Annotated in this window: 22 protein-coding genes; 14 read left to right on the top strand and 8 right to left on the bottom strand. The window is 68.1% G+C overall.

Annotated elements, in window-relative coordinates:
• Positions 1 to 7 precede the first annotated feature (7 nt).
• From AC1IQ6_RS26640 to pgi, 4 genes are all read right to left on the bottom strand, one after another.
• Positions 8 to 877 (bottom strand): DMT family transporter, encoded by an 870-nt coding sequence (locus AC1IQ6_RS26640; protein ID WP_485865560.1) that lies wholly within the window; start codon positions 875 to 877, stop codon positions 8 to 10.
• Between the two features lie 31 nt (positions 878 to 908).
• Positions 909 to 2,261, bottom strand: coding sequence for an MFS transporter (locus tag AC1IQ6_RS26635; RefSeq protein ID WP_247747783.1), 1,353 nt, complete (start codon positions 2,259 to 2,261; stop codon positions 909 to 911).
• 93 nt (positions 2,262 to 2,354) lie between these two features.
• Positions 2,355 to 2,924, bottom strand: a complete 570-nt coding sequence (locus AC1IQ6_RS26630; protein WP_102775092.1) for an SRPBCC family protein — start codon at positions 2,922 to 2,924, stop codon at positions 2,355 to 2,357.
• A 104-nt stretch (positions 2,925 to 3,028) separates the two neighbouring features.
• Complete coding sequence (pgi, locus tag AC1IQ6_RS26625; RefSeq protein WP_485865559.1) at positions 3,029 to 4,600, bottom strand: glucose-6-phosphate isomerase; 1,572 nt, start codon at positions 4,598 to 4,600, stop codon at positions 3,029 to 3,031.
• 239 nt (positions 4,601 to 4,839) lie between these two features.
• On the opposite strand from pgi, the gene AC1IQ6_RS26620 reads away from it, so the two are divergent.
• The 3 genes from AC1IQ6_RS26620 (at position 4,840) to AC1IQ6_RS26610 (ending at position 8,419) form a co-directional block, all read left to right on the top strand.
• Positions 4,840 to 5,943, top strand: a complete 1,104-nt coding sequence (locus tag AC1IQ6_RS26620) for a glycosyltransferase family 4 protein (RefSeq protein ID WP_485865558.1) — start codon at positions 4,840 to 4,842, stop codon at positions 5,941 to 5,943.
• A gap of 159 nt (positions 5,944 to 6,102) precedes the next feature.
• Complete coding sequence (gene waaC, locus AC1IQ6_RS26615; protein ID WP_102775105.1) at positions 6,103 to 7,131, top strand: lipopolysaccharide heptosyltransferase I; 1,029 nt, start codon at positions 6,103 to 6,105, stop codon at positions 7,129 to 7,131.
• Between the two features lies 1 nt (position 7,132).
• The gene (locus AC1IQ6_RS26610; protein WP_479730665.1) at positions 7,133 to 8,419 is read left to right on the top strand and encodes a 3-deoxy-D-manno-octulosonic acid transferase; all 1,287 of its coding nucleotides are present in this window, start codon (positions 7,133 to 7,135) and stop codon (positions 8,417 to 8,419) included.
• Here AC1IQ6_RS26610 and AC1IQ6_RS26605 read toward each other — a convergent pair.
• Genes AC1IQ6_RS26605 through AC1IQ6_RS26595 form a run of 3 tightly spaced genes read right to left on the bottom strand, consistent with a single transcriptional unit; the run spans position 8,416 to position 10,232 of the window.
• Positions 8,416 to 8,580, bottom strand: a complete 165-nt coding sequence (locus AC1IQ6_RS26605; RefSeq protein ID WP_181391047.1) for a hypothetical protein — start codon at positions 8,578 to 8,580, stop codon at positions 8,416 to 8,418. The genes AC1IQ6_RS26610 and AC1IQ6_RS26605 overlap by 4 nt on opposite strands.
• A gap of 9 nt (positions 8,581 to 8,589) precedes the next feature.
• Positions 8,590 to 9,396 (bottom strand): type III pantothenate kinase, encoded by an 807-nt coding sequence (locus AC1IQ6_RS26600; RefSeq protein ID WP_102775107.1) that lies wholly within the window; start codon positions 9,394 to 9,396, stop codon positions 8,590 to 8,592.
• Positions 9,393 to 10,232, bottom strand: a complete 840-nt coding sequence (locus AC1IQ6_RS26595) for a biotin--[acetyl-CoA-carboxylase] ligase (protein ID WP_102775108.1) — start codon at positions 10,230 to 10,232, stop codon at positions 9,393 to 9,395. The genes AC1IQ6_RS26600 and AC1IQ6_RS26595 overlap by 4 nt, the downstream gene beginning before the upstream one ends.
• 94 nt (positions 10,233 to 10,326) lie before the next feature.
• Here AC1IQ6_RS26595 and AC1IQ6_RS26590 point away from each other — a divergent pair, with 94 nt between their 5' ends.
• From AC1IQ6_RS26590 to AC1IQ6_RS26545, 10 genes are all read left to right on the top strand, one after another.
• A complete protein-coding gene (locus tag AC1IQ6_RS26590; protein WP_485865557.1) occupies positions 10,327 to 11,457 on the top strand; it encodes an MlaE family ABC transporter permease in 1,131 nt (376 codons plus the stop codon).
• Entirely contained in the window at positions 11,457 to 12,296 is an 840-nt protein-coding gene (locus AC1IQ6_RS26585; RefSeq protein WP_485865556.1) for an ABC transporter ATP-binding protein, read from the top strand. Before AC1IQ6_RS26590 ends, AC1IQ6_RS26585 begins: the two co-directional genes overlap by 1 nt.
• Positions 12,283 to 13,230 (top strand): MlaD family protein, encoded by a 948-nt coding sequence (locus tag AC1IQ6_RS26580; RefSeq protein WP_181391048.1) that lies wholly within the window; start codon positions 12,283 to 12,285, stop codon positions 13,228 to 13,230. The genes AC1IQ6_RS26585 and AC1IQ6_RS26580 overlap by 14 nt, the downstream gene beginning before the upstream one ends.
• A 6-nt stretch (positions 13,231 to 13,236) precedes the next feature.
• Positions 13,237 to 13,836, top strand: coding sequence for an ABC-type transport auxiliary lipoprotein family protein (locus AC1IQ6_RS26575; protein ID WP_102775375.1), 600 nt, complete (start codon positions 13,237 to 13,239; stop codon positions 13,834 to 13,836).
• Positions 13,837 to 13,871: 35 nt separating this feature from the next.
• The gene (locus tag AC1IQ6_RS26570; protein WP_102775112.1) at positions 13,872 to 14,525 is read left to right on the top strand and encodes an alpha/beta hydrolase; all 654 of its coding nucleotides are present in this window, start codon (positions 13,872 to 13,874) and stop codon (positions 14,523 to 14,525) included.
• 133 nt (positions 14,526 to 14,658) lie between these two features.
• Positions 14,659 to 15,927 (top strand): D-alanyl-D-alanine carboxypeptidase family protein, encoded by a 1,269-nt coding sequence (locus AC1IQ6_RS26565; RefSeq protein WP_102775113.1) that lies wholly within the window; start codon positions 14,659 to 14,661, stop codon positions 15,925 to 15,927.
• Positions 15,928 to 16,062: 135 nt separating this feature from the next.
• Positions 16,063 to 16,929: a D-amino acid aminotransferase gene (locus AC1IQ6_RS26560; protein ID WP_485865555.1), complete on the top strand. Its 867-nt coding sequence runs from the start codon at positions 16,063 to 16,065 to the stop codon at positions 16,927 to 16,929.
• Between the two features lie 99 nt (positions 16,930 to 17,028).
• Entirely contained in the window at positions 17,029 to 17,301 is a 273-nt protein-coding gene (locus tag AC1IQ6_RS26555) for a YbeD family protein (RefSeq protein WP_102775115.1), read from the top strand.
• A 13-nt stretch (positions 17,302 to 17,314) separates the two neighbouring features.
• Positions 17,315 to 17,956 carry a lipoyl(octanoyl) transferase LipB gene (gene lipB / locus AC1IQ6_RS26550; RefSeq protein ID WP_111826919.1) on the top strand — a complete coding sequence of 214 codons (642 nt, stop codon included), beginning with the start codon at positions 17,315 to 17,317 and terminating at the stop codon, positions 17,954 to 17,956.
• Positions 17,953 to 18,678 carry a tetratricopeptide repeat protein gene (locus AC1IQ6_RS26545; RefSeq protein ID WP_102775117.1) on the top strand — a complete coding sequence of 242 codons (726 nt, stop codon included), beginning with the start codon at positions 17,953 to 17,955 and terminating at the stop codon, positions 18,676 to 18,678. Before lipB ends, AC1IQ6_RS26545 begins: the two co-directional genes overlap by 4 nt.
• 5 nt (positions 18,679 to 18,683) lie before the next feature.
• Here the strand turns inward: AC1IQ6_RS26545 and AC1IQ6_RS26540 are convergent, their stop codons facing one another.
• On the bottom strand, positions 18,684 to 19,496 hold the full coding sequence (locus AC1IQ6_RS26540) for a LacI family DNA-binding transcriptional regulator (RefSeq protein WP_111826918.1): 813 nt from the start codon (positions 19,494 to 19,496) through the stop codon (positions 18,684 to 18,686).
• Between the two features lie 170 nt (positions 19,497 to 19,666).
• Between AC1IQ6_RS26540 and lipA the strand changes: the two genes are divergently transcribed.
• A complete protein-coding gene (lipA, locus tag AC1IQ6_RS26535; protein WP_102775119.1) occupies positions 19,667 to 20,671 on the top strand; it encodes a lipoyl synthase in 1,005 nt (334 codons plus the stop codon).
• The last annotated feature ends 85 nt before the right edge of the window (positions 20,672 to 20,756 follow it).

The following is a 20,756-nucleotide window of genomic DNA, read 5'->3' as shown; positions in this document are numbered from 1 at the left end:
GGCGCGTTCAGCGGCGCCGCTTGAACAGGTCCAGCGCCAGCGCGGTGCCGACCAGGATGATCGCCGCGCCGGCGGCGATCGACGGCGTGATGCGCTCGCCCAGCAGCCAGGCGCCCCACACCACGCCGAACACCGGCACCAGGAACGTGACGCTCACCGCGCCGGTCGGGCCGACGTTGGCGATCAGGCGGAAGAAGATGATGTAGGCCGCGCCGGTGCAGACCACCGCCAGCAGGATCGTGGAGATCCACGCCTGCGGCGAAGCCGGGGTCGAAGGCCAGAACGCGATCGCCAGCGGCAGCAGCGCCAGCGACGCGCCCACCATGCTGCCGGTCGCGTTGGCCAGCGGGTCCACGCCGCTCAGGAAACGCTTGGTCCAGTTGGCCGCGATGCCGTAGAACACCGGCGCCGACACGGCGGCCAGCACGGCGGGGCCGGTGCCGCCCTGGCCGAAGTCCAGCTTGTCCCACACCAGCACCACGATGCCGGCCACGCCTATCATCAGGCCGAGCGAACGGGTCCAGGCCAGCCTGTCCTTCAGCCACAGCCAGCCGATGACCGCGCCCCAGACCGGCGTCACCGCGTTGGCGACGGACAGGAAACCCGCGCCCAGCGACTGGGCGGCGTAGGCATACAGCAGGAACGGCACGGCGGCGTTCAGGATGCCCACCATCAGCAGCGCCTTCCAGTGCCGCGCGATCACCGCCAGCTTGCCGCGCCATATGGCCGCCGGCAGCAGCACCAGCGCGGCCAGTCCCACGCGCAGCTCGATCAGCGCCACCGGCCCGAAGTCGGCGACGGCCACGCGCATGAACAGAAAGGAGCCGCCCCAGACGGCGGCCAGCAGCAGCAGGTCCAGCAGATCGCGTTGACGCATGTTCGGTTCCGGGCGGGTTGACCGCCGCGTTTCACTTCCGGTTGGAGGCCAGGTTCTTCATCTTGACCCGGTGCGCCAGCAAGGCGCAGGTCAGCGACAGCACGATACACAGGACCAGCCCGGCGCGCACTCCGTTTAGTACCGTGCTGTGCGAAATAATGATCCCCACCACCGCCGTGCCCAGCGCGCTGCCGATGGCGCGCGTGGTCTGCACCAGCGCCGAGGCCACGCCGACGTCGCGCCGCTCGCTCAGCATCTGCATGAACAGGGTCAGGTTCGGAAGCAGGAACCCCAGGGCGCAGCCGTTGACAAAAAACGCCGCCAGGATCCACCAGGCCGAGGTGCCCGGGGAGATCAGCAGCACCATCAGCGAACCGGCCGCCAGCAGGCCGCCGCCGAACACCATCAGGCGCTGCGGCTCCGACTGCTTGGGAAAAAGCCGCCCGTTGATGATGCTGCCGACCGAAATCGCGGCCACCAGCGGCGTCAGCAGCAGCCCGGCCTGGCTGGGCGTGTAGCTCAGCACCTGCTGCAGCAGCAGCGGGCTGTAGAAAATCAGCACGAACATCACCGCGCCCACCATCATCGCCGCCACGTTCAGCAGGCGCGACTGGCTCGCGGCCAGCACGCGCAGCGGAAAAATCGGCGAGCGCACGCGGCGCTCGATGGGGATGAGTATGGCGATGGCCGCCGCGCCCGCCAGGGCCAGCGCCGCGCCCAGCATGGGCTGAGCATGGTCGCCGCTGGCGAACGCAAGCTCCAGCGCTGCCAGCGGCGCGCCCACGGCGATGCAGAGCAGGACCGCGCCCAGCCAGTCGATCTTGCGGCTGGCGTCGTGCACGGGCCGGATCCGGGGAAAGTAGCGCGCCACCAGGAAAAAAGCGCCCGCGGCGGCGATTGGCGCAATGAAGAAGGCCGCCCGCCAGCCCAGCGCCTGCGTCGCGGCCCCGCCCAGCACCGGACCGATGCCGCTGGCCATGGCGAAAGCCGCCGACACCAGCGCCATCCAGCGCACCCGCTGCTTGGCGTCGGGAAACAGGTCGGCCGGCGCGGCGAAGGCCGTGGCGATCATCATCCCCCCGCCTATGCCCTGCAGCGAGCGGAACACGATCAGCTGCATCATGTTCTGCGCCAGGCCACAGGCGATCGAGCCCAGCGCGATGATGAGCACCGACAGCAGCATCAGGGGCTTGCGCCCGAACATATCGCCCAGGCGCCCGAAGACCAGGATCGAGGCCGCCGTGGTCAGCAGATAACCCGTGCCCACCCAGGCATAGAGCGCCATGCCGTTGAGCGCCTCCGCCACGCGCGGCAGGGTGGTGCTGATGATGGTGGAATCCAGCGCGGCCAGGACGACGGTGGCGGACACCCCCGCCATCCCCATCAAGAGATCGCGTCGCGTATGGGCGGGGGGAGCAGGGGGTGTATCGGGCGGCATCGTCATGCCGCAGAGCATATCACCGGCGCGTCAGGGTTTTTACTTGTAGAACGTGTGGTAGCCCAGGAACACCGCGATGACCAGCAGCACCATGATCCACGACCAGCGCGAATTCGACAGCCCGCGCGGTTCCGGCTCGGGCGGCGGGGGCGGCGGCGCGAGCCGGGGCTGGCTCGCCATATGGTCGATGAAGGCGGCGAAGAACTTCTGGATGATCTTGTCGCAGCCTTTGAGCAGCACGCTCTCGCCGCACTCGGCCAGCTTGCCGCCGGCCATGCAGGCCACGGTATAGGCCAGCCGCGTGCCGTGGTCCTTGGCGCTGAGATTGATCTGCGCGGTCCCGATGGCCAGGCAGGCGGCGCGGCCCTTGCCCTCGAAAGCCAGGGTACAGCTGTTGTGCGGGTCCACGTCGGACATCAGGATCTCGCCGTCGTAATCGGTGTCGATCCCCGCGACCTTGGCGCGCAGCTTGAACGCATACTCGGTCGGACTGAGCCGGACCACCTCCACGCAGCCGGGTATGCATTTCTGCAACACGACCGGGTCCGTCAACGCATCCCAGGTCTGGTGCTGGGTAGAAGGAATCCACTGGGCATCTGCAATGCGCATGGCTGTCTCCTTGTAGCAGTTGTATACCCATTGTCCTGCCAAACTGTCCGCTTGGCTATCGCTCCTGCTATCTTGGAGACTGGCACGGCGAGGAAATTGCTGCGTCAGGGATTCCGAGCCAAGGCCGTGATCCAATGTCGGGTAGAGAGGTCGTGAGCCGCGTTCTGTTCCTTCCCGTGCAATTCCTGGAGGATTCCGGTGGCCATTTTCTTGCCGGCTTCGACTCCCCACTGGTCAAAAGGATTGATTCCCCAGATCAGCGCCTGCACGAAAATCTTGTGTTCGTAGAGTGCCAGCAGCGCGCCCAACGCATGAGGGGTGAGGCGGGGCAACACGATCAATGTGGATGGCCTGCCGCCCGGGTGCTTGCGATGTCGCGCCAGCCATTCGGCTTTGTCTTGCGGTAAGCCCTGTTCCAAGAGGGCGGCACGATCGGCATCGAACGAGGTGCCTTGCAGGAGCGTCTGGCGCTGGGCAAGGCAATTGGCCAGCAGCATGGCGTGCTCTTCGGTCCATTGGTGATCCGCCTCGCGGCACATGATGAAATCCACCGCCGCGCCGTCCGTGCCTTGGTGCAGCCATTGGAAAAAGGTGTGCTGACCGTCGGTGCCCGGCATGCCCCAAACGGCTGGACCGGTCGGAACCCCGACGGGCCGCCCTGCCAGATCCACGGATTTACCCAAAGACTCCATGTCGAGTTGCTGCAAATAAGGAGCCAGAAACTGCAGGCGTGCGTCGTAAGCGGCGATGCTGAGCGAACCGTAACCAAGGAGGCTGCGGTTGGCCACGCCCGCCAGCGCAAGTTGGGCGGGTGCGTTCTCGGAAATGGGGGCTTCGGCGAAGTGGACATCCATGGCGGAGGCGCCAGCGCGTATGTCTTCGACGACGTCAATGCCCACAGCCATGGCGACCGGCAGGCCGACAGCCGACCAGAGCGAGTAGCGCCCGCCGACCCAGTCCCAGAACTCGAAAATCTGATCGATGCGTATACCCATGGCCTGCGCCGCGGCCGGCCGCGCGGTGATGGCGACCACCTGTTCATAAGGACGCTCGATTCCGGCCTGTTCGAGCCAGCGGACCGCACGTCGCAGATTGGCCAGGGTTTCCGTGGTGGTGAACGACTTGGATGTGACAATGACCAAGGTGTTCTTAGGATCCAGCCCCAGGATGGCGTCCTCCAGGGCATGTCCGTCGATATTGGCGACGAATCTCAGGGCTCGTCGTGCGCTGTTGCCGCCGCAGGCGTCGGTGACCAGTCGGACACCCCAATCGCTGCCGCCGATTCCGATGTGGATCACGGATTGCCACTTGCCTTCGCTATCTGCCTGTGCCACGAAATCGCGTACGCGCCGGCATTCGCGCGCCACGGCCTCGATCGGCCTGGATGCGCGAAGCATCGTATGCCAGGCGGCGCGGTCTTCAGTCCGGTTGACATGTTCGCCGGCCAACAGCGCCGTACGGGCTTGTTCGAAGCCGCGGGAACTGAGGAGTTCGTTTCCTGCTGCTCGCATGGCCGGTGACGTAATATGGGCGCTTAGGTCGACCGTAAGACCTGCAGCCTCAATCAAACGGAGTTCATTAGTACAGAAAGACGCGTTTTGAACGGCTTTGGCATAAGCCTGCCATTCAGGCAATTGCGGCAAATTTGCGGGTGCGGCGGTGTCTACAGGTCTCATAATTCTGAGAATACGTCTTAGTACTTGGATGGCTATCCCGAGGTGGCGCGGCGCGGAAGGACCATTTGTGGTTGCAATTCAGATGCGCGAGTTTACCCGGTTGTCGGGTGCCGGCAGTGCCCCTTTTTATTTTGCAAGCGCCGTTGCCATTTTCTTGCAGAACTGTCCTATTTAATTGCATTGTTTATCTTCGTCTGACGCTACAATCCTGCTAGTTCTCCTTCCAGCTTCCCTTTTCCATGTTGTACGTCCTCGTAGCGTTCCTGGTATCGCTGATCTCCACCTTGTTGATTGTGCGCTACCGCTCTTGGCATGATGGCCTCACGGCTGATCATGATTTGGAGGGAGTCCAGAAGTATCATGTCGCCCCAGTGCCGAGGGTAGGTGGGCTGTCGCTGCTGGTGGCCAGCGGCGTAACCTGTGCGCTGGTAGCGGTGCGTGAGCCTGATGTACTGCCAGATATGGTGCTATTGCTGGCAGCATCAATGCCCGCATTTCTCGGCGGGTTTGCCGAGGATCTGACCAAACAGATTCGAGTGCTCGTGCGGTTGGGCCTGGCAATATTTTCTGGGGCGGCTGCCTATTATTTGTTGGGCGCAGCAGTAACTCGCGTGGACATTATCGGGATAGATTGGCTGTTGCAGTTTTCAGTCGTTTCCCTGGTTTTTACGTCGGTAGCTATCGGCGGCGCCGCCAATGCGATAAATATTATCGACGGCTATAATGGATTGGCTGCCGTCGTTTCGGCAATGATACTGGCTGGGTTTGCCTATGTATCATTTTATCTGGGCGATCGGTTTTTGCTGATCGTGGCGCTGAGCACGCTGGGAGGCATTGTCGGATTTCTGGTCTGGAATTATCCGCACGGACATATCTTCCTGGGTGATGGCGGAGCCTATTTCCTCGGCTTCATAATTGGCGAGCTGTCGGTGCTGATGCTGGCGCGGCATCCGGAAGTGTCGGCTTGGTTTCCGCTCTTGTTGTGCATTTATCCGGTATTTGAAACCCTGTTTTCCATTTACCGAAAAAAATGGCTTCGAGGGCGTTCGCCGGGCGCGCCGGATGGCGTACACCTGCATATGCTGATCTACAAGCGCCTGGTGAGATGGGCCATCGGGTCGCGCGAGATGCGCCACCAGACACAACGCAATGCCATGACGTCTCCCTATTTGTGGTTGCTATCGTCGCTAGCCGTCATCCCGGCCGTTCTGTTCTGGCAGCAACCCTATTTGCTGATGTTCTTTACGGCGGTGTTCTCCACCACTTATGTCGTGCTTTATCGTCGGTTGGTGCTGTTTCGCATGCCGAAATGGATGATTCTGAAAAAAAAGAAACGTCAGTGACGAAGTTGCCGTACAAATCCGGCTGTCTTTCTTTGGTGCGACGAAGAGCCCGGCCGGCTCGTGACGGATCGCAGGAATGCGCAATGTTGTTGTAAAGTTCGGGCTGCGTTGAACGGTGCCCGTCCTCATCGAGGGCGCTGCCAATCACCATCTTTGCTCATGCCCACACGAATCCTCATCGTCCGCACCTCGTCCCTGGGCGACCTCGTCCACATGCTGCCGGCTATCACCGATATAGCCCGGCACGTTCCTGACGCCGAGATCGACTGGGTAGCGGAGGAGGCCTTCGCGGAGATTCCCGCCTGGCATCCGGCGGTCAATGAGGTCATCAAGGTGGCGCACCGGCGCTGGCGCAAGGCCTGGTGGTCGCCCCAGGTGCGGGCCGAGCGGCACGCCCTGAAAGAGCGGCTGCGGGCCAAGCAGTACGACGTGGTGCTGGACATGCAGGCGCTGTTGAAATCGGCCTGGCTGGTGCGCCAGACCCGCGGGGTGCGCCACGGGCTGGACTGGCGTTCGGCGCGCGAGCCGCTGGCGTCGCTGTTCTATAACGTGCGCCATCGGGTGGAATTCTGGCAGCCGGCGGTCATCCGCCAGCGCAAGCTGGCCTCGCTGACGTTCGGCTACCAGTACGCCGGCCAGCCCGATTTCGGGCTGCAGGCGTTTTCGCGCCAGGCCGCCCAGGCCCGCGAGGACGAGGCGGGGGCGGACCAGGGCCAGGCCGAGCCGCCGCGCCTGCATCACGTGGATACGGATCACGGCTACGCGGTCATCATGCCGTCGGCCAGCCGCGACGACAAACTCTGGCCCGAGGACGATTGGCGCGCGGTGTTCCGCCGCCTGCGCGACGCGGGATGCACGCTGCGCCTGCTCTGCGGCAACGAGCAGGAGGCCGAACGCGCCAGGCTGCTGATCGCCGGCATGGACGGGGCGGAAGTGCTGCCGCGCATGGATCTGACCTCGGTGGCCCGGCTGCTGGCCGGCTCGCGCCTGATGGTGGGCCTGGACAGCGGCCTGACCCATCTGTCGGCCGCGCTGGGCCGTCCCACCATCGGCATCTACCGGGCCTCGACCCCGGTGCGCACGCCGCTGGTCGGGTCGAACTACACCGCCAGCCTGGGCGACCGCGGCGCGTCGCCGTCGCGCGAGGCCGTGATGGCGTCGGTGGAGCAGGCGCTGGCGGCCCAGTGACATGAACCGCGGCGTCTACACACTGGCGCTTCGGGCCCTGTCGCCGCTGATCTGGCTGTGGATGGGCCATCGCGCCCGGCGCGCCGGCGGCCAGTGGGAGATCTTTTCGCCGCAGCGGTTCGGCCGGCTGCCGGCCGCTTCCTCTTCCGATTCCCAGGCGGCGCCGGTGTGGGTGCACGCCGTGAGCCTGGGCGAGACCCGGGCCGCGCAGCCGCTGTTGCAGGCGCTGCTGGACCGCGGCCTGCCGGTGCTGCTGACCCACGTGACGGCCACCGGACGGGCCGAGGGCGCGCGGCTGTTCCAGGACGCCATCGGCCGCGGGCAGTTGCGCCAGGCGTGGCTGCCGTACGATTTTCCGGGGGCGACCCGCCGTTTCATGGCGGCCAGCAGGCCGCGCTGCGGCCTGCTGATAGAGCGCGAGGTGTGGCCCAATCTGCTGGCCGCGGCGCGCGCGGCGGGCGTGCCGATGGGGCTGGTCAGCGCGCGGTTCTCGGCTTCTTCGTTGCGCCAGGCGGGCCGGATGGGCGGCGTGATGCGCGAGGCCCTGGCCGGGCTGGACGCGGTGCTGGCCCAGACCGCCGAGGACGCCGCGCGGCTGGCGCAGGCCGGCGCCCGGCAGCCCGTGGTGACCGGCAACCTGAAGTTCGACCTGGCGCTGCCGCCGACGCAGGTGCAGGCCGGCCAGGCCTGGCGCCAGCGCCTGGGCCGGCCCGTGGTGGCCGTTGCCAGCACGCGCGAGGGCGAGGACGGCGCCTTCATCGAGGCCATCAAGCGCCATGTCAAAGTATCAGGGACGCATGATGCGCCCCTGTTTCTGCTGATTCCGCGCCATCCCCAGCGTTTCGACGAGGCCGCGCGCCTGCTGGACGAGGCCGGCCTGGCGTATGCGCGGCGTTCGGCGGGCGCGGAGCCCGGCGCGGACACCACGGTGCTGCTGGGCGATACGCTGGGCGAAATGGCTTTCTACTACGCGGCCTCGGACGTCGCGATCGTGGCGGGCAGCTTCGCGCCGCTGGGCGGGCAGAACCTGATCGAGGCCTGCGCGGCCGGGGTGCCGGTCATCGTCGGGCCGCATACGTTCAATTTCAAGCAGGCGGCCGAGGACGCCATCGAGGCGGGCGCGGCGCAGCGCGCGCCGGATGCGGCGCAGGCGGTGGACGCCGCGATGGCGCTGCTGGCCGACGAGGCGCGGCGGCGGCGCGGCGGCGAGGCGGCGCGGGCCTGGTTCGGCGCGCACGCGGGCGCGACCGGGCGCACGCTGGACGCCTTGGCGTCCTGGCTGGACTAGGACCCGCTGCGGGGAACCAGCTTGACCGCGCCGGGGTTCAGTTCCTGGCTGAAACGGCGGGTGTCGCGTCCTTCGTCCTCGGGGCGCATGCCCAGCCAGCCCTGGCCGAGCGCGTAGACGCCCAGGTTCGCCAGCAGGATGAGTACGAAAAGCACGCGCATGCAGGCCTCTCAGTCGGCGGCCGGCGGGTTGGCGCGCGCGATCGCGGCCAGCCCGTCCAGCACGGGATGATCCAGGTAGACCGGCACGGGCGTCGCGCCGAATGCGCCGCCCGCGTCGGCCAGCAGGCGTTCGATTTCCTGGTGGACTTCGGGCCAGCCGCCGCCGGCGGCAAAGATCTGCGGCGTCTGGCCGTAGCGCTGGCGTCCGGCCAGCCATTGGCGCACGACCGCGCCGGCCTGCGCCGCGGCGATACCCGAGGCGATGGCTTCGTGCGTGTCGGCGGGGTAGGCCACGACCTGGCCGTTGGCCACCGGCAGGTTGGCGGTGCCGTGCGCCAGGGCGTTGCGCATCATGGCGGGACCGGGCAGGATCAGGCCGCCGGCGAAGACGTTGTCGGGGCCCACGGTGTCGATGGTGGTGGCGGTGCCGAAGCTGGCCAGCACGAAAGGCGGGTGGTCTTGCGGCAGGCGCGACAGCACGCCCAGCAGCGACGCCCAGCGGTCGGCGCCCAGCTGCGTGGGCTTGCGGTAGCCGTTGACCAGGCCCAGCGTCGCGGCCTGGGAGGGCGACCAGGTCATGCCGCAGCCGTGTTTTTCGAGGATGGCGGCGATGGCCTTGCCGCGGGCCTCGCCGGCGACGTTCACGCCTATCGCGCGCTGCGGGCGGCGCGGCAGCGCGGCCAGCCAGCGATCCAGGGCGTCCAGGTCCACGCCCTCGAAGGCGACCGCCGCCGGTTCGCGCGGCGCGTCGGCGTTGGCGGCGTCCAGCCAGCCTACCTTGAGACGGCTGTTGCCGGAGTCGATGAGAATAATCATGCTTGGCGTCGGATCGAGATTTCGCCGACCAGGATCGGCTGGGCGCCCTCGGGCGTTTGCACCAGCAGGCGGCCGTGGTCGTCCACGCCGCAGGCGGTGCCGCTAAGAAGGATAGCGCCCTTGTCCAGGACGTTGACCTTGCGGCCGGCCAAAGCGTCCACCTGGCCGAAACGCTGCCTGAATGCGCCGAAGCCCGCGCGCTGCAGCTCCCGGACCGCTTCGTGCCACGCCGTGGCGCTGGCGCAGACCAGGTCGGCGGCGCTGGCGGCGCGCCCCTGCACCTGGCTCCAGTCGGCGACGTCGCGCCCGAGTTCGGCCGACAGGCGCTCCGCGTCGCGCAGGTTCACCCCCATGCCGATGACCACGGTGTAGCCGGCGTCCGGCCCGCCCGGATTGCGGGTGGTCTCGACCAGCACGCCGGCGAGCTTGGCGTCGTGCCACTGCACGTCGTTGGGCCATTTCATGCACAGTCCCGCCGATTCCGGGCCGGCCACGGCGCGCAGGGCCTCGCACGCGGCCACGCCGGCCAGCGGCGACAGCGCGGGCAGTTGCGCGGCGGGCAGGTGCACGTCGAAGGCGCAGGAGAACATGAGATTGGCCCCCGAGCGGTTCTGCCAGGGGCGGCCCGCGCGGCCGCGTCCGGTCTCCTGCAGGTGCGTGCCCAGCAGCCAGGGCTTGCCGCCCGCGCCCGCGCGGGCGCGGGCCAGCAGGTCGGCGTTGGTCGATCCGGTGCTGCCGGTCCAGGAGACGTCTTGAAACGCGGGCAGGCGCGTGGCCAGTTCCCGGGCCAGGTCATCGGGCGCGGGCAGATCGATGGTTCGGGCTTGAGCGGACATGGCGGCGATTGTAGGGCACGCAAGCCCGCGCTCGCGGTCGGCACGCGCCTGCGTATATCATTAACGATACATTTTGCATTGGTAAGCTCCCTGCATGCCGCATTCCGTTTCGTCCGCAACCGTCGCCACGCCCCTGCGCCATGAAGGGGGCGTCTGCCATGTGGCCGGCGACTGGAGCGTGCTGGCGCTCGCAGAACCCGGCGAGGTGGAGCGCCGCCGCCAGGCCCTGGCGCAGGCGGCCCGCGATGGCGCGCGCTGGGACCTGCACCGCATCAGCCGGCTGGACACCATCGGCGCGCTGCTGATCTGGCAGGCCTGGGGCGAAAAGCTGCCCGAGCGCGTGCGCTGGTCGCCGGGGCCGCAGGACGTGTTCAACGCGCTGGCCATGAACAAGGGCGGCACGCCGCAGGCCGCGCCCAAGGGCGATCCCTGGGCCTGGCTGCGCGCGGTGGGGGACGCGGTATTCAAGGCGGCCGCCAACGGCCGCGCGCTGCTGACCATGCTGGGGCAGCTGGTGCTGGACCTGGGCGGGCTGCTGCGCCGCCCGCGGCTCGGGCCCTGGCGCGAGATCTCGGCGCAGATCTACCGGACCGGCGCGCAGGCGCTGGGCATCACGGCGCTGGTGGGCTTTCTGATCGGCGTGGTCCTGTCCTATCTGTCGGCGCAGCAGCTGCAGATGATCGGGGCCGACCGCTTCATCGTGCGCCTGCTGGGCGTGTCCATCGTGCGCGAGCTCGGGCCGGTGCTGGCCGCCATCCTGGTCGCGGGCCGGTCGGGCTCGGCGATCACGGCGCAGATCGGCGTCATGCGGGTGACGCAGGAGCTCGACGCGATGCTGGTCATGGGCATTTCGCACGGGCAGCGCCTGATCCTGCCGCGCGTGATCGCGCTGGCCGTGACCATGCCGCTGCTGGTGCTGTGGACCGACGCGATGGCCATCCTGGGCGGCATGCTGGCCGCGCAGGTGCAGCTGGGCGTGTCGGCGCAATGGTTCCTGCAGTCGCTGCCGGACGCCATTTCGCTGACCAATTACTGGATCGGCATCATGAAGGGCGTGACCTTCGGCATGCTGATCGCGCTGATCGCATGCCACTTCGGGCTGTGCATCCAGCCCAACACGGAAAGCCTGGGGCGCGGCACCACGACTTCGGTGGTCACGTCCATCACCGGCGTGATCCTGCTGGACGCGCTGTACGCCGTGGCCTTCAGTTCGGTGGGCATCTGATGGACAGCGTCGCCCAGCACCGGCTGTTCGTGCAAGACGACGTCACCGTCGAGCCCGTCATCACGGTGCGCGGCCTGCGCACCGCCTTCGGCGACCACGTGGTGCACGACAACCTGGACCTCACGGTGTTTCCCGGCGAGATCCAGGTGCTGGTGGGCGGATCGGGCACCGGCAAGACCGTGCTGCTGCGCCAGATCATCGGGCTGGAGCAGCCGGCGGCCGGCTCGATCAAGGTGCTGGGGCACTCGCTGTCCGAGCTGAGTCCGGCCGAGCGCCGCAGCCTGTCGTACCGCTGGGGCATGCTGTTCCAGGCCGGGGCGCTGTTCTCGGCGCTGTCCGTGTACGACAACATCGCCTTGCCGCTGCGCGAGCTGCGCACGGTGCCCGAAGACCTGGTGCGCGACGTCGTCATGTGCCGGCTGGCGATGGTGGGCCTGTCCTCGCGCGATGCCGACAAGCGGCCCTCCGACCTGTCCGGCGGCATGGTCAAGCGCGTGGCGCTGGCGCGCGCGCTGTCCCTGGACCCGGAATTGCTGTTCCTGGACGAGCCCACGGCCGGCCTGGACCCGCTGCGTTCCGACGAGTTCGTGGACCTGGTGCGCAACCTGCACCGGCAGCTGGGCTTTACCGTGGTCATGGTGACGCACGACCTGGATACGCTGCTGGCCCTGGCCACGCGCGTGGCCGTGCTCGCCGACAAGCGGGTGATCGTGAACGACACCGTGCAGGAAGTCCTGAAGGTCGATCACCCGTTCATTCATACGTTCTTCCTGGGCGAGCGCGGCCTGCGCGCGCTGGGAGACATGGCGCCGAAGGGATTGCATCATGGAAAACCGTAGTCATGCGCTCATGGCCGGTATCTTTACGCTGGTCTTGCTGGCCGCCGCTGCGCTGGCGGCCATCTGGATCGGCCGCGACCGGACCCAGCTGCAACCATACGAAATCATCTCCGCCACCGCCGTCAGCGGCCTGAATCCGCAGTCCACCGTGCGCTACCAGGGCGTGCCCGTGGGCAAGGTGCAGTCGCTGGCGCTGAACCCGGACAAGCCGGGGCAGGTGCGCATCCGCATCGGCATCGCGCCGAACACGCCGATCACCGAATCGACCTGGGCCGAACTGGGCGTGCAGGGCGTGACCGGCATGTCCAACATCGAGCTGCGCGACGACGGCACTTCGAGCAAGCGGCTGGAATCCTCGGCGCTGCATCCGGCCGCCATCCCGCTGCGGCCGGGCTTTCTCGAGCGCCTCGGGCAGCGCGGAGACCAGCTCATCTCGAACGTGGAGCAGGTCTCCGAGCAGATGCGCCGCATCCTGAGCGAACAGAACGTGCAGGCGCTGACCGCCAGCCTGCAGAACGTCACCGACCTCACGCAATCGCTGAAAGAGGCCAGCAGCGGCCTCGGCCCGGCGATGGCCAAGCTGGGGCCGCTCATGGAATCGCTGAACGCCACCTCGCGCCAGGCCGATCACGCCGCGCGCGAAGTCGGCGGCCTGGCGCTGCAGGCGCGCCAGTCGCTGGCGCGCCTGACGGCGCCCGGCGGCGCCTTGTCGGTCGCCACCAGCAGCCTCAACGACATCGCCCTGGCCGCCGCGCGGCTGGATGGCGAAACCCTGCCGGCCATCACCGGCATGGCGGCCAGCGTCAACGAGGCCGCGCGCGGCGCGGCCATGACCCTGCGCCGTGTGGACAACACGCCGCAGTCCTTATTGTTCGGCCCGGCGCCCCGCGAGCCCGGACCCGGCGAGGCTGGCTTTGCCGGTTTCGGGAGATAGCCCATGATCAAGATGCGTAGCGCCGTTTTCATCCTGACCCTGGTCCTGGCGGGCTGTGGCTTTGGCCGCGTGCCGGCGCCGCCCACGGTGTTCGACCTGGGCCTGGACGCCGCGCCGGTGCCGGCGCTGCCGTCGCGCGAGCCGATCGCGATGACGTTCCAGGCCGTGCCCAGCCTGTCCGATACCAGCGTGATCTGGCGCGTGGGCGACAGCGCCGCGCCCAAGGCCTATGCCACCTACCGCTGGGCCTCGTCGCCCACCGAGCTGCTGCGCCAGCGCATCGCCGAGCGCCTGTCGCGCCAGGGGCCGGTGCTCAACGAACGCGTCAGCCTGCAGACGCCGCAGCTGCAGGTGTTCCTGTCGCAGTTCGAGCAGGTGTTCGCGGCCGACGGCAGCGCCAGCGAGGGGCGCATCCTGCTGCAGGCCGTGCTGGTGCAGGGCCGGACGGTGCTGGGCCAGAAGCGCATCGTGGCGCGGGCCGACGCGCCCACGCAGGACGCCGCCGGCGGCGTGGCCGCCTTGCGCCAGGCCAGCAATGACGCCGCCGACCAGCTGGCGCAATGGCTGGCTGCGACCCTGAAGCCCGCGCCCAAGGCGGGCGGTTAACATCCTCCTCTTCTTTCCGCTTTACGAGTTTCGCCATGTCCGCACGCACTGAAACCCACGCATTCAACGGCCCCGCAGGCCGCATCGATTGCGCCGTAGACTGGCCCGCCGGCGCGCCGCGCGGCTGGGCGCTGGTGCTGCATCCGCATCCGCTGCAGGGCGGAGCGCGCGAGAACAAGGTCGTCACGACCGTGTCGCGCGCCTGCGTGCAGCACGGCCTGGTGGCGGTGCGCCCGAATTTCCGCGGCGTCGGGCTGTCCGAGGGCGAGTTCGACAAGTCCGTCGGCGAGACCCAGGACATGCTGGCCGTGGTCGCGCAGATGCGCGAACTGCATCCGGAGCTGGCGCAGGCGCCGTGGGTGCTGGCCGGCTTTTCGTTCGGCACCGCCGTCGCCGCGCAGACCTATGCCGCGCTGGCCGAGCAGGGCGACGCGGTGCTGCCGTCGGCGCTGATGCTGATGGGGCCCGCGGTCAACCGCTTCCAGTCGCACGAGGTGCAGGTGCCGGACGACACGCTGATGGTGCATGGCGAAGAGGACGAAGTCGTGCCGCTGTCCGAGGCCATGGACTGGGCGCGCCCGCGCTCCATTCCGGTGGTCGTGGTGCCGGGCGCCTCGCATTTCTTCCACGGAAAATTGCTGGTGCTGCGCCAACTGGTGCAAGCGCGACTGAAGGTCTCCCTAGACTGAACGGGTTGCATCAAGTTGCATGTTTTCGCGGCGGCGGGAACCCTGCCCGGGCTGAACGGGTCTTAGCGTCTGCCTATAATTGTCAGCCACCTGACCCGCGCCGGCGGGCGTCAATCCTGGACCCACGTTGCCGATGAAGAATTTGCCCCACCCCGTTCACTCCCCCGCAGTCTTTACCCGCCGCCTGCTTAGCGGCGCGGTGTTGTCGGCGATGCTCGCGGCCTCGATGCCGGCCTGGTCGCAGCAACAGCAGGCGCCCGCCGCCGCGGCGCCGGCCACAGGCGCGGCCGCTCCCGCGCCCTCGGCTTCGGGCGTGGTGCCGGTGGGCGAAGTGTCGGCGGTGCCGGCGCCCACGATCGCGGCCAAGGCCTGGATCGTGATGGACGTGAACAGCGGCCAGACCCTGGCGGCCTCCAACCCGGACATGAAGGTCGAGCCGGCCTCGCTGACCAAGATCATGACGGCCTACGTCGTCTTCAACGCGCTCGAGGAAAAGCGCCTGACGCTGGAGCAGACCGTGCCGGTTTCCGAGCACGCGTGGCGCACCGGCGGTTCGCGCATGTTCATCGAGCCGCGCAAGCCGGTCACCGTGGACGAACTGAACCAGGGCATGATCGTGCAGTCCGGCAACGACGCCTCGGTGGCCCTGGCCGAAGCGGTCGGCGGCAGCGAAGGCGCGTTCGCCTCGCTCATGAACCAGGAGGCCGAGCGCCTGGGCATGCGCAACACGCACTTCATGAACGCCACCGGCCTGCCCGATCCGCAGCACATGACCTCGGCGCGCGACCTGGCGATCCTGTCGTCGCGCCTGATCACCGATCACCCGGACTACTTCCACTACTACAAGCAGAAAAGCTTCACCTACAACAAGATCACCCAGCCCAACCGCAACCGCCTGCTGTGGGCCGATCCCTCGGTGGACGGCATGAAGACCGGCCATACCGAATCGGCCGGCTACTGCCTGGTGTCGACCGCGATGCGCGGCGACCGCCGCATCCTGGTGGTGGTGGTGGGCACCGACAGCGAAGCCACGCGCGCCGAGGAAAGCCTGAAGCTGCTGAACTGGAGCTTCCAGAATTTCGACACCGTGAAGCTGTTCGACAAGAGCCAGCCGGGCATCGACGCGCGCGTCTGGGAAGGCGTGGCCGAGAACGTCAAGCTGGGTCCGCCCAACCCGGTGTCGATCGCGGTGCCGCGCGGCAAGGCCGGCGAGCTCAAGCCGGTGGCGCAGCGCACCGACCCGCTGATCGCCCCGCTGGCCAAGGGCCAGCAGGTCGGCACCCTGCAGTTCACGCTGGACGGCAAGGTGCTGCGCAGCGAGCCGCTGGTGGTGCAGGACGCGGTCGAACGCGCGGGCTTCTTCGGCCGCATGGTCGATACGGTCAAGCGCTGGTTCGAATAACAGAACGGCCGGGGGCGCGGCCGCGCGCCCCGTGGGTGTAAGCTAGCGACGGGCGTTTCGTGATGAAACGCCCGTCTTCATTCCCGGGGCGGACCTGCCGGTGCGCCCCTATCCTTCGATTCTCAGGAGTGCGTCATGATTCCGGGCGTGCCGGGCGATAGCCAGGTGTATCTCAACGGTGAGTTCCTGCGGGTGGACGAGGCCAAGATCTCCGTCCTCGACCGCGGCTTTATTTTCGGCGACGGCATCTACGAAGTCGTGCCCGTGTACCAGGGCAATGCGTTCCGCATGGCCGAGCATCTCGACCGCCTGGACCGCAGCCTGGCGGCGCTGCGCATCGCCCAGCCCTTCGACCGCGCCGGCTGGATCGACCTGATCCAGCAACTGCTGGCGCGCACCGAGCTGGAAACCTGCATCGTCTATCTGCAGGTGACGCGCGGCGTGGCCAAGCGGGACCACCAGTTCCCGTCGGTTCCCGTGACGCCCACCGTCTTCGGCATGGTGTCGGCCTGGTCGCCGCCGGCCGCCGCGCAGCGCGACCAGGGCCTGTCCGCCATCAGCATCCCCGACGAGCGCTGGCTGCACTGCGAGATCAAGTCGGTCTCGCTCCTGGGCAACGTGCTGGCCAAGCAGCAGGCTGTCGACGCGCAGGTCGACGAGGTGCTGCAGTTCCGCGACGGCTACCTGACCGAAGGCTCGTCCACCAACATCTGGGTGGTTTCCGGCGGCAAGCTGCTGGCCCCGCCCAAGAACAACCTGATCCTGGAAGGCATCCGCTACGGCCTGATGGGCGAGCTGGCGGCGGAGGCGGGCATCCCGTTCGAATCGCGCCGCATCTCGCGCCAGGAGGTCGAGCAGGCCGACGAACTGATGCTGTCTTCGGCCACCAAGGAAGTGCTGGCCATCGTCTCGCTGGACGGCAAACCGGTGGGCGCGGGTAAGCCCGGCCCCGTTTTTGAGCAACTGCGCGCGGGTTATGATGCCCGCATCGCCGCGCTCTAGGCTTCAAGGCCTTCGGGCCTGCGGCATCGGGCGGCCCCGGCGGGGCCGCGCCGGCGGCCTTGCCGGCGCGCTGCCCGGCTCAAGGTTAAAAGGTAGATCATGCATATCCCGCCCGAAGAGTCCCTCATCGAATATCCCAGCGACTTTCCCATCAAGGTGATGGGCAAGCAGCATCCCGATTTCGCGCAGACGCTGACCGAAGTCGTCCTGCAGTTCGACCCCGGCTTCGACGCCGCGACGGTGGAAATGCGGCCCAGCAAGGGCGGCAACTACATGGGGCTGACCTTCACCGTGCGCGCGACCTCGCGCGAGCAGCTGGACGCGCTCTACCGCGCCCTGCACGGCCATCCCATGGTGTCCATCGTTCTCTGAAGCAAGGCGTGTCGTGATCAAGTGGCTCGCGCGGCCGGCGGATTACCTGTCGACCTGGCAGGAGATGCAGGCCTATACCAACCTGCGCGGCGCCGATACGCCCGATGAGATCTGGCTGTGCGAACACGCGCCGGTCTACACCCTGGGCCAGGCCGGGCTGCCGCAGCATGTGCTCAACCCCGGCAACATCCCCGTCGTGCGCTGCGACCGCGGCGGGCAGGTCACCTACCACGGCCCCGGCCAGGTGATGGCGTACGCGCTGTTCGACCTGCGCCGCGCCGACATGTACGTCAAGGAATACGTGAACCTGCTGGAAGGCGCGGTCATCGACACGCTGTCCGATCTGGGCGTGGCGCACGCCTGTCGCAAGCCGGGCGCCCCGGGGGTATACGTGCCCGACCCGGACGGCGGCGGCGAGCTGGCCAAGATCGCCGCGCTCGGCATCAAGATCCGCAACGGCCGCGCCTATCACGGCGTGTCGCTCAACGTCGCAATGGACCTGGCGCCTTTCCTGGGCATCAATCCCTGCGGCTACCAGGGCCTGCGCACCGTCGACATGGCCAGCTGCGGCGTGCGCTGCGCGCCCACCGAGGCCGGCGACGCGCTGGCGCGCAATCTGCAGCAGGCCTGGCGGCGCGCGAGGGAAACGGCATGAAGACCTACAGCGCGGCCGACGTCGCCGCCACCACGCCCGAGCAACTGGCCCGCCTGCGCGAACAGGGCCCGCCCGAGGAGTACGCCGCCTGGATCGGCGCGGCCGCCGAGCTGGGCCTGGCCGAGGCCCAGGCCATCTACGGGCAGATGCTGCTCGACGGCGCCGGCGTCGAACGCGACCAGGCGGCCGGCCTGGCGTGGTTCAAGCGCGCCGCCAACGCCGACCACCCCATGGCCATCAACATGGTCGGGCGCTGCTACGAGAACGGCTGGGGCGTGGCGCCGGATGATACCGTGGCGGCCTACTGGTTCCGGCTGGCCGCCGATCGCGGGCTGGACTGGGGCATGTACAACTACGCCCACATGCTGCGCAGCGGCCGCGGCGGCGTGGCACAGAATTCCGCCGCCGCGCTGGCGCTGTACCAGCAGGCGGCGCAGGCCGGCCACGTCAAATCCATCGGCATGGTCGGGCGCTACTACGAAGCGGGCGACGTGATCGCCCAGGACATGGAACGCGCCTTCGACTGCTACCAGCGCTGCGCCGAAGGCGGCGATTTCCGCGGCATGTTCCACCTGGGACGCCTGCTGCTGTTGCGCGGACGCAAGGAAGAGGCCGTGCAATGGCTGGTCCGCGTGCCCGAAACCGCCACCCCCGCCTTTCTGCGGGAAGCCAACGCCATGCTGCAGGCCAGCGGATTCCCGGCGTTGTACGAGGGCGTGTAGCCCCGTTACGTGCTCAACCGCTCCTCGAATACGGCCTCGATCGTTTCCCGTTCGCCGGCGCCGCGTTCGCCCTGCAGGCGGTCGAGCAGGAACCGGGCGGCGCGCCGGCCCAGGTCGGCGGCGTCCACGGCCAGGGTGGTCAGGCCTTGCGCCCATTGGGCCGCGCTGCCGTCGTCGCTGAAGCCCAGCACCGCCAGGTCCTGCGGCACGTGCAGGTCGCGGTTATGCGCTTCCGATACGGCGGCCGCGGCCAGCAGGTCGGAGCTGCAGAACACCGCGTCGAAGATGGTGTTGGTGGCCAGCAGGCGCAGAAAGGCCATGCGGCCGTCGTTCAGGTGCTGCACCTCGGGCTGCACGATGTCGGCCACCAGTTCCAGCCCCAGCGCGGCGGCGCTGCCGATGAAGCCGGCGCGCCGCGCGCGTTCCCAGGGGCAGTCGGCGCTGACGCAGGCCACCCGCGCGTAGCGTTTGGCCGCGAAGTGCCGCGCGGCCCGGCGTCCCGCTTCCTCGTTGTTCACCACGACAGCGCCGTCGGGCGGCTGCGCCGAGGCGCTCCAGGTCTCGACCAGCGGGATCTCCAGCGCGGCCACCGCGGCCCGCAGGCCGGGGTCGTCCAGTGGGCCGATGACCAGCGCGGCCGCCGGGCGCAGCGCGTCCAGCATGGCCAGCGCCGCCGGGTCCTGCCAGGGCGCGGCGGCCAGATAGTAGCCGGCGGGCGCCAGCGCTTCGGCGCAGGCCTGCATGGCGCGGGCGGCCGGGGCGGCGTCCAGGCGCGGTGCGATCAGGGCGATGGGGCGGGGCGGGAGCAGGCTGGCCATGGGGAAAACCGGGATTCGTCAGGCGTGACGATAACCCAGGCGAGCCGGCCGCGAGGCGGGCCGTCCGTCCTGGGATCGGTCCGCTTCGGGGGCGTTTCCGGCCGCCAGGGGTAAAATGCCATTTTTGTCCCAAAGCCGGCCCGTTCGCGCGCCGGCCGTGAAGGTGTCCAATGTCCACGCTCGCCGAGTCTCCTGTTCCTTCGAACGAATCCGCCGCCACGCCTGCGGACGCGGCCTACGATCCGACGCAAAAGCAGAAATCGCAGGCCAAGACGGCGCGCATTCCCATCAAGATCGTTCCGGCCGAACGCCTGAAGAAGCCCGAGTGGATCCGCGTGAAGGCCGCCGCGCCCGGTTCGCGTTTCTACGACATCAAGCGCATCCTGCGCGAACACAACCTGCACACGGTCTGCGAAGAAGCCTCCTGCCCCAACATCGGCGAGTGCTTCGGCAAGGGCACGGCCACCTTCATGATCATGGGCGACAAGTGCACGCGCCGCTGCCCGTTCTGTGACGTGGGCCACGGCCGTCCGGACCCGCTGGACACCAAGGAACCTGAAAACCTCGCGCGCACCATCGCCGCGATGAAGCTGAACTACGTCGTGATCACCTCGGTCGACCGCGACGACCTGCGCGACGGCGGCGCCGGCCACTTCGTCGACTGCATCACCCACATCCGCGAACTGTCGCCCACCACCCGCATCGAGGTGCTGGTGCCGGACTTCCGCGGCCGCCTGGACCGCGCGCTCACCATTCTCAACGCCGGCCCGCCGGACGTGATGAACCACAACCTGGAAACCGTGCCGCGCCTGTACAAGCAGGCGCGTCCGGGGTCGGACTACATGCACTCGCTGAAGCTGCTGGCCGAGTTCAAGAAGCTGCATCCCGAAGTCCCGACCAAATCCGGCCTGATGCTGGGCCTGGGCGAGACCGACGAGGAAATCCTGCAGGTGATGCGCGACATGCGCGCGCACGGCGTGGACATGCTGACCATCGGCCAGTACCTGCAGCCGTCCGAACACCACCTGCCGGTGCTGCGCTACGCGCATCCCGACACCTTCGCCATGTTCGAGCGCGAAGCCTACGCGATGGGGTTCTCCCACGCGGCGGTGGGCGCGATGGTGCGTTCTTCGTACCATGCCGACGAGCAGGCGCATGCGGCCGGGGTTAATTAAAGCTTTCAAGTATCGGCGATAGGTCAGGCGGCGGCAGTTCCCTCCTCCTGGCTCGCCAGATACCCCATTACTTTCCGTTTTGTTT

This window comes from Achromobacter sp. MUI-25009338 (assembly GCF_057359325.1).
Note: the sequence above shows the minus strand (reverse complement) of the source record. Positions and strands in the feature narration are given on the sequence as shown.

Excerpts from the sequence above, each read along its gene's own strand:
- AC1IQ6_RS26560 (WP_485865555.1), top strand. The coding sequence starts at position 16,063 with ATGATTCCGGGCGTGCCGGGCGATAGCCAGGTGTATCTCAACGGTGAG.
- AC1IQ6_RS26620 (WP_485865558.1), top strand. The coding sequence starts at position 4,840 with ATGTTGTACGTCCTCGTAGCGTTCCTGGTATCGCTGATCTCCACCTTG.
- AC1IQ6_RS26600 (WP_102775107.1), bottom strand. The coding sequence starts at position 9,396 with ATGATTATTCTCATCGACTCCGGCAACAGCCGTCTCAAGGTAGGCTGG.
- AC1IQ6_RS26580 (WP_181391048.1), top strand. The coding sequence starts at position 12,283 with ATGGAAAACCGTAGTCATGCGCTCATGGCCGGTATCTTTACGCTGGTC.
- AC1IQ6_RS26610 (WP_479730665.1), top strand. The coding sequence starts at position 7,133 with ATGAACCGCGGCGTCTACACACTGGCGCTTCGGGCCCTGTCGCCGCTG.
- AC1IQ6_RS26590 (WP_485865557.1), top strand. The coding sequence starts at position 10,327 with ATGCCGCATTCCGTTTCGTCCGCAACCGTCGCCACGCCCCTGCGCCAT.
- AC1IQ6_RS26605 (WP_181391047.1), bottom strand. The coding sequence starts at position 8,580 with ATGCGCGTGCTTTTCGTACTCATCCTGCTGGCGAACCTGGGCGTCTAC.
- waaC (WP_102775105.1), top strand. The coding sequence starts at position 6,103 with ATGCCCACACGAATCCTCATCGTCCGCACCTCGTCCCTGGGCGACCTC.
- AC1IQ6_RS26570 (WP_102775112.1), top strand. The coding sequence starts at position 13,872 with ATGTCCGCACGCACTGAAACCCACGCATTCAACGGCCCCGCAGGCCGC.
- AC1IQ6_RS26540 (WP_111826918.1), bottom strand. The coding sequence starts at position 19,496 with ATGGCCAGCCTGCTCCCGCCCCGCCCCATCGCCCTGATCGCACCGCGC.
- AC1IQ6_RS26555 (WP_102775115.1), top strand. The coding sequence starts at position 17,029 with ATGCATATCCCGCCCGAAGAGTCCCTCATCGAATATCCCAGCGACTTT.
- AC1IQ6_RS26640 (WP_485865560.1), bottom strand. The coding sequence starts at position 877 with ATGCGTCAACGCGATCTGCTGGACCTGCTGCTGCTGGCCGCCGTCTGG.
- pgi (WP_485865559.1), bottom strand. The coding sequence starts at position 4,600 with ATGAGACCTGTAGACACCGCCGCACCCGCAAATTTGCCGCAATTGCCT.
- AC1IQ6_RS26630 (WP_102775092.1), bottom strand. The coding sequence starts at position 2,924 with ATGCGCATTGCAGATGCCCAGTGGATTCCTTCTACCCAGCACCAGACC.
- AC1IQ6_RS26565 (WP_102775113.1), top strand. The coding sequence starts at position 14,659 with ATGAAGAATTTGCCCCACCCCGTTCACTCCCCCGCAGTCTTTACCCGC.
- AC1IQ6_RS26595 (WP_102775108.1), bottom strand. The coding sequence starts at position 10,232 with ATGTCCGCTCAAGCCCGAACCATCGATCTGCCCGCGCCCGATGACCTG.
- AC1IQ6_RS26635 (WP_247747783.1), bottom strand. The coding sequence starts at position 2,261 with ATGGGGATGGCGGGGGTGTCCGCCACCGTCGTCCTGGCCGCGCTGGAT.
- AC1IQ6_RS26545 (WP_102775117.1), top strand. The coding sequence starts at position 17,953 with ATGAAGACCTACAGCGCGGCCGACGTCGCCGCCACCACGCCCGAGCAA.
- lipA (WP_102775119.1), top strand. The coding sequence starts at position 19,667 with ATGTCCACGCTCGCCGAGTCTCCTGTTCCTTCGAACGAATCCGCCGCC.
- AC1IQ6_RS26585 (WP_485865556.1), top strand. The coding sequence starts at position 11,457 with ATGGACAGCGTCGCCCAGCACCGGCTGTTCGTGCAAGACGACGTCACC.